Source organism: Streptomyces sp. HSW2009 (assembly GCF_040240285.1).
In the GTDB taxonomy this organism is placed as follows: Bacteria; Actinomycetota; Actinomycetes; order Streptomycetales; family Streptomycetaceae; genus Streptomyces.
The window spans coordinates 21,694-28,049 of sequence record NZ_JBEHZD010000039.1 but is presented as its reverse complement, the minus strand read 5'-3'; the positions used below and the strand labels follow the sequence as shown (position 1 = coordinate 28,049).

Here is a 6,356-nt window from a genome sequence, read left to right as displayed (position 1 = left end):
GCCTCGGCGACCAGCCGTTCCAGGCTGGCGTCCGGGGCCCGCTCGGGTGCCCCGTCGGCCTCCTCGCGCAGCACCCCGATCACCTCCCCGAGGCGTTCGACGGCGGAGGCGGCGCGGGCCCTGATGTCGCGGGCCGCGGCCCGGTGCGGCTCCGCCAGGTCCGGGCTGAGCTGGAGCGCGCCGGCGGACAGCGCGATCAGGCTGAGGTCGTGGCCGAGCACGTCGTGCATGTCCTGCGCGATCCTGGCCCGCTCCCGGAGCCTGGCCTGCTCGGCGACCAGCCGCTGTTCCCGCTCCAACTGTCCGGCCCGCTGCCAACCGGCCCGTACCAGGTCCTGGTACTGCCGCCAGAACCGCCCGGCGAACCACGGCACCATGGCGGCGGCGACCACCACCGCCACGAAGACGCTCGACAGGTCGAGCCACGCGGGCACCACGGTGATCGCCACCAGCCCCGCCGCCAGCAGGGCGACGAGCACCAGCACGGTGGGCAGCGCCCGACCGGGCCGCCGCCCGGCCGCGAACGCGGCCACCGCCGTGGGCAGCGCCCACCACAGGCTGAGCACGCTCAGCCCCGCCGTCACGCTCGCCACCGCCGTCAACAGGTGCCCCGGGTCCACCCGCCAGCGCCCCGCACCGCCCCCGCGCCTACGGGACCACTGCGCCCACCGTCCGCCACGGACGGCCGCCCCACCGGGCCGCCCACCCTCGATCGTCGTGCTCTTCACGCGCGAGACCCTACGGAGCGAGGCCGCCGGCCCACCACTGCCGAAAGTCCCGTTGACACGGGCGCCGACGGGTCCGACGGCGCCGGTGGGCACGGGTTCAGACCGCGGGCGCCGTGAAGGGGAGCGTGCGCCAGGGGCTGGTGGGAGTGTCGAGGAGGAGGCGGTGCGGGGCGAGGGCCGATGCGTACATCGGGCCGAAGGACTCGTCGTCGAAGCGCAGCACCCGGCCCAGCACGTAGCCGGCGGAGAAGTCGGCCCAGGACGTGTAGTGGCGGCGGCACAGCACACCGGCGGTGATGACGGCGGCCTCGGCCTCGGCCCCGTCCGCGTACCGGGCGCCCAGGCCCCAGCGGGCCACGCTCACCGCCCGCCCGAAGTCGTAGCCGGCGGCCGATCCCACGTACCCGTCCGCCGGCAGCAGGCCGTCCGCCCGGAACCGCGCCTCGTACCTGATGATGCGCCGGATGAGCGCCCGCACCTCGGCCACCTCGGCCTCGGCGGTGCCGCGCTCGCGCAGCGTCTCCACCGCGGTGCGCTGCCACAGCGTGGAGTCCACACTCGCGCCCGCGCCCGCGGTGTGCCGGGCGATGGCGCGGCGCACCCGCAGCACGAACTCCGGCTGCGGCGGGCTGTTCTGGCCGGCGAGGAGGAAGTCGAGCTGTCGGCGCCACTGTGCGGCGCTGGCCGCGCCCCACGCCTCGCGCAGGATCTTGGTGTCGGCGCGGTAGTCCGCGTACACGTCGGTGAGGTCGTTCCACAGCGCGCGGCGGTGCACCGACAGGTGCGCCCCGCAGGCGAGCCCCACGGCCAGCGGCCCGCGCAGCGGACCGGTGTACTTGGTGAGCAGCGCCCCCGCGTCGTGGTCGGGGTCGTGCTGCGGCAACTGGTCGCGCAGCGCGAGCCAGCGCCGCCGCTTGCGCCGGGCCCCGGGGAAGTACGCCTCGGTCGGCGTGCCCGGGTTGACCACCATGCCGCGCAGCTTCTCGCCCCACCACACGTACGGGGCGAGCGGCAGCGCGATGTCACAGGCGACCTCCCCCGCGCGCGGGGCCGACAGTTCGCCACGGGTGTACACGGCGAGGAAGCGGGGGCCGTGCGCCGCGGTGTGCGGGACCCAGGCGATGAGCTGGTCGTCGTCCACCAGTTGCTTGGGCGCGTATGCGAAGGTCTGCGCGGCGAAGAGCACCTGGAGGTAGGCGTCCCAGTCTTGGCGCGTCTTCGCCTCGAACAGTGCCCGCTCGACGTCGGTCGGCGGTACCCAGGCGGGTACCTGTGCGGCTGCTCCCATGATCGGCGTCCCCATGTTCGTCAGTATTCCCCGCCGGGGCCGCCCGGCATGGGCGCGCATCAATTTCCTTTCCGGCGCCCCCCGTTCGAGCAGTGCATACGAGCCACCTGCCGCACCCGGCCCGTCCGCCCGTCCGGCTGTCCGCCCCGCGCGCCCGCGCACTGCGCACGTCCGGCCGCCCCCGTCCCCCATACGCACGCACGCAAGGTGTGCCTCGTGCCCCGGAGGCCCCGTGGCGCACCGCCCGGGGAGCTACGGAGAGTGACGCCCGTGTGGCCCAAAGGGAGTAGGACGTGCGGCGCGGACCGGCCGGTTCGCGTCTGGGGTCCATGCCGTGGAGGGCGGTGCGAAAAATAGGGGTCGGGAGGGGATCGGCTAGGGGGTGCGTCGCGTGGCGGGCGCTCGTGGCGGGGGCCGCGGGTGGCCCGTGGTGCGGCTCGGATGGGGAAAGCCCAGGTGACGGCCGGCGGATGGGGTGGCTGGGGGCCGGGGCGGCTGGGGTAGGGGCGGCCGGTGATGCCACCGGGACGGAGCGGGCGGGGGCGTTCCGCTGTGCAACGGCTGGATATCGATTGTGTCCCCGGGGCTCGACGGAGAGGCATCGAGGGTCGGAGGACCCGCCACAGCCTGCTACGTTTCCCGAGCAATTGATCTGGGCATGACGGGGGACCTCCGTGCGAAACAAGACAACGATCGCCGCCGCTGCTGTCGTCGCGGCGCTGGCGCTCACGCTGACCGGCTGCGGTGACGACGGCGACAAGGACGGTTCGTCGCTGTTCGGCAAGCCCGACAAGGGCGGCAGTCAGGCCATCGGTGGCAACACCGGCGGGGCCACGGGCGGTGACGAGATCAAGATCCCCGGCCCCAACTCGACCGGCCTCATCGGTGGTTCCAACTCGACCGGCACCTCCGGCTCGACCAGCGGCAGCGGCGACGCCAGCAAGGCTCAAGGCATCTGGTACACCGTCGAGCGGACCCCCTCGGGGCAGGTCGGCATCCTCAGCGTCTCCGGTGGTGCGTTCGTCATGCGCATGGGCACCATGACGTGCAGCGGCACCGCCACCGAGGACATGAGCGTCAACGCGAACTGCCAGGGCGAGACGATGACCGGCAAGGCGGCGCTCAGCGACGGCGACCAGAAGCTGACCATCACCTGGGCCAACGGCGAGACCGAGCAGTTCTCGCGCCAGATGCCCACCTCATAGCGGCACCCGTACATCGCGATACGCCGCAGCACATCGCCGTACACCGCAGGGGCCGCACCGCGCCGGACGACGTCCGTGCTCGGTGCGGCCCCTGCGTGCGTCGGGTGCGGCGCGGACCACCGGCTACGCCGTGTGGGCCCGGTGGCGTCGCGCGGGTGTGCCGACTGGCCCGCGTGGCGCGGGGCGCACGGCATGCGACCGCGGGCCGCGGAGGTGTGCTCCGTGGCCCGCGGCCCGGGGGAGAGGGCGGGCCCGCCGGCCCGGTCGGTGCTACTCGGCCACGTAGGTGGTGCGCGTCCAGTGGAAGACGCGGAGGGCGCGCTCGCCGTGCGGCACCGTCTCGGCCGTCGGCGCGAAGTGCGCGTAGTGGTTCCCGCGGTGCAGCTTCAGCGTCGCCCCGGGGTCGTGCACGTACCGGATGCGTTCGTGGTCGGGGAGGTCTGCCGCGGGTCCGCCGCGGAGGATGACGTTGGCCTCTTCGGCCACGGTCGACTGCGTCAGCACGTCTTCGGTCACGAGTTCATGGGGCATGGTGGGAAACTCCTCCGGTGAGCGGCACTGTGGAGGCGGCGAGTGGTCTCCAGTGAACGGCGGGTGGGCCTCTCCCGGGCACAGTTCAGCAGCAGGTCAGCGCCCCAAGTAACCCCTAAATCCGATTCGTCGGGCCGCGGGGGTTTCTGGGGGCCCTAGGGGCTTGGCAGTGACCTACGCCACTGACGTCGATCCAGTGGCCGGGAGGTGGCCGGCGAGCAGCGCCCGGGTCACGGCGTGCTGCGGCGCGTCGAACACCCGCCGCGTCGGCCCGGATTCGACGGCGCGGCCCCCGTCGAGCACCAGCACCTCATCGGTGCGGTCCGCGATCAACCGCAGGTCATGGCTGATCAGTACGAGCGCGAGCCCGTGCCGATCGCGCAGCGCCCCCAGCAACTCCATGATCGAGACGGCCGTCGCCCCGTCCAGGGCCGAGGTCACCTCGTCACACACCAGCACATCGGGGCCGGCGGCGAGGGCGCGGGCGATGGAGACGCGCTGACGCTGCCCGCCGGACAGCTCGTGCGGATGGCGCCCCGCGACGTCGGCGTCCAGCGCCACCTGGGCCAGCAACTCCACCACCCGGGCCCGGGCTGCGGGCCCGGTCATGCCGTGGTGCAGGCGCAGCGGGCGGGCGCCCGTGGCGCCCGCCGTGCTGCTCGGGTTGAGGGCGCCGAGCGGGTTCTGCGGTACGAGTTGGATGCGCCGTCGCTGGTCACGGGTGCGCCCGTGGACCGAGGCGGCGAGTGGCGCACCGGCCAGGCGTACGCCGCCGCCCGCCGGCTCGTGCAGTCCCACCACGCAGCGCGCCAGCGTCGTCTTGCCCGAACCTGAGACCCCGACGACGCCGATCGCCGCGCCGGCGGGCAGCGCGAGCCCGACGCCGTGCAGGATGCCCCGGCGGGCCCGGCGCGGGCCCCCGGCCCCGGGCCGCGCGCGGGCGGGGGGCCGGGGGGGGGGGGGGGGCGCGGGGGGGGGGGGGGGGGGGGGGGGGGCACCCGGGGGGGGGGGGGGGGGGGGGGGGGGTGGCCACGGGGCCCCCGGGGGGGGCTGGGGGGGTGGCCAGCCGCTCGATGGCCACGGCGACCCGGCGCAGGATGTCCGCGGCGGCCTCGGCCGGGTAGCAGTCGGTGCGGTGTTTGAGGGCCAGGCGCAGCCGGCCGGCCTGGGCGGTGACCGAGAGGGTGAGCGGGTAGTGGGTGGCGTCCCGGCCGCCCACGCCGCGGACGGCGAGGCCGGCGGCGCGCTCGCTGCCGCTCAGCGCCGCGTCGTCGAACGGGTAGTTCTCGAACACCATCATGGTGTCGAAGAGCGCGTCGTGCCCGGTGGCCCGCTGGATGTCGGCGAGCCCGACGTGTTGGTGGTCGATGAGTGCGATCTGCTCCGCGTGTACCTCGGTGAGCAGGTCACGCAGGCTGCGGCCGGGGTTCAGGCGCACCCGGGTCGGCACGGTGTTGACGAACAGGCCGATCATCGACTCGACGCCCGGCAGCTCCGGGGGCCGCCCGGAGACGGCCGCGCCGAAGACCACGTCGGCGGCGCCGGTGAGCTGTCCGACGACCAGGCCCCAGGCCGTCTGGGCGAGGGTGTTGAGGGTGACGCCGACGGCCCGGGCCGCGCCGTCCAGGGTCGCGGTCGTCTCGGGCGACAGGGTGAGTTCGACCGCGCCCGGGGCCGCGGGCCGGGCCCCGGCCGCGGGGGGGGGGCCGCCCGGGGGGCCGGGGGGGGGCCCGACGGCCGCGGACAGCGCGCGTACGAGGAGCAGTGGTTGCGGCGGGGCCTCGGTGCGGTGGTCTGTGGTGTCCGTGGTTCCGGCCTTGCCCCGGCCCGGGGCTTGGCTCTCGCCTTCGGCTCCCTCTCCGGCTCCGTCCGTGTCCCCGTGTCCGTCCGCGCCCGGATGCGGGTCGTCATCCGTACGCGGATCGCCGCTCGATGTGCCGGAGACGGTTGCCGCCCCCGGAGCGTCCGCCGCTTCCCCGTGGCGCGCAGGACCCGTGTGGTGCGGTGACGAAGGAAGGGCGGTGCGGGAAGTGGGTGGGTGGAGTTCGACCACCTCGTCGGCGAGGCGGGTGAGGAGGTCGGTGTCGTGACAGGAGAGGGCGACGGCAAGTCGGTGTTCGGTTGCCAACTCCCGTAAGAGATCGGCTATTTCATCGCGCAGCGTCGGGTGCAGGCCGGCTGTCGGTTCGTCGAGCAGGAGTACGGCGGGTTCTCTGGCCAGGGCCCTGGCCAGGGCGACGCGGCGCTGTTGCCCGCCGGAGAGGCTGCCGGGGCGGCGGTCGGCAAGGCCCTCGTCCGCCGGCAGTCGCACCGCGGTCAGCAGGCGGTCGACCGTGTCGGGGTCGCGCCCCGCCGCCGTCTCGCGCAACAGCGAACGCACCCGCATCCGCGGGTTGAGCCCGGACCCCGGGTCCTGCCCCACGTACGCGACGTGGCGCCGGCGCAGCTCCCGCAGTTCCCGCTCGGTGAGTTGGAGCACCGGGCGGCCCAGTACCTCGACCGTGCCGCCGACCCGGGCCGTCCCCGGCGGCAGCGCCCCGCAGGCGGCCCGTAGCAGGGTGGTCTTGCCGGCGCCCGAGGGTCCGGTGAGCGCCACCACCTGGC

General features: G+C 75.0%; 5 protein-coding genes and 1 pseudogene. 1 reads left to right on the top strand and 5 read right to left on the bottom strand.

What is annotated here, in order from left to right:
• The coding region (locus AAHZ94_RS05435; protein WP_349990978.1) for a histidine kinase at positions 1–620 on the bottom strand (620 nt) is incomplete at its 3' end.
• A 205-nt stretch (positions 621–825) separates the two neighbouring features.
• Positions 826–2,031 (bottom strand): DUF1266 domain-containing protein, encoded by a 1,206-nt coding sequence (locus AAHZ94_RS05430; protein WP_349990976.1) that lies wholly within the window; start codon positions 2,029–2,031, stop codon positions 826–828.
• Positions 2,032–2,690: 659 nt separating this feature from the next.
• Between AAHZ94_RS05430 and AAHZ94_RS05425 the strand changes: the two genes are divergently transcribed.
• The gene (locus AAHZ94_RS05425; protein ID WP_349990974.1) at positions 2,691–3,221 is read left to right on the top strand and encodes a hypothetical protein; all 531 of its coding nucleotides are present in this window, start codon (positions 2,691–2,693) and stop codon (positions 3,219–3,221) included.
• Positions 3,222–3,491: 270 nt separating this feature from the next.
• On the opposite strand, the gene AAHZ94_RS05420 is transcribed toward AAHZ94_RS05425, so the two are convergent.
• The 3 genes and pseudogenes from AAHZ94_RS05420 to AAHZ94_RS05410 form a co-directional block, all read right to left on the bottom strand.
• Positions 3,492–3,752, bottom strand: a complete 261-nt coding sequence (locus AAHZ94_RS05420; protein WP_349990973.1) for a DUF5988 family protein — start codon at positions 3,750–3,752, stop codon at positions 3,492–3,494.
• A gap of 174 nt (positions 3,753–3,926) precedes the next feature.
• Complete coding sequence (locus AAHZ94_RS05415) at positions 3,927–4,604, bottom strand: ABC transporter ATP-binding protein (protein WP_502964579.1); 678 nt, start codon at positions 4,602–4,604, stop codon at positions 3,927–3,929.
• A 205-nt stretch (positions 4,605–4,809) separates the two neighbouring features.
• A pseudogene (locus tag AAHZ94_RS05410) lies at positions 4,810–6,348 on the bottom strand (condensation domain-containing protein); the annotation flags it as partial.
• Positions 6,349–6,356: the final 8 nt, after the last annotated feature.

What these genes read in the sequence shown, in the direction of transcription:
- AAHZ94_RS05430 (WP_349990976.1), bottom strand. Translation starts at nt 2,031, where the DNA reads ATGGGGACGCCGATCATGGGAGCAGCCGCACAGGTACCCGCCTGGGTA.
- AAHZ94_RS05420 (WP_349990973.1), bottom strand. Translation starts at nt 3,752, where the DNA reads ATGCCCCATGAACTCGTGACCGAAGACGTGCTGACGCAGTCGACCGTG.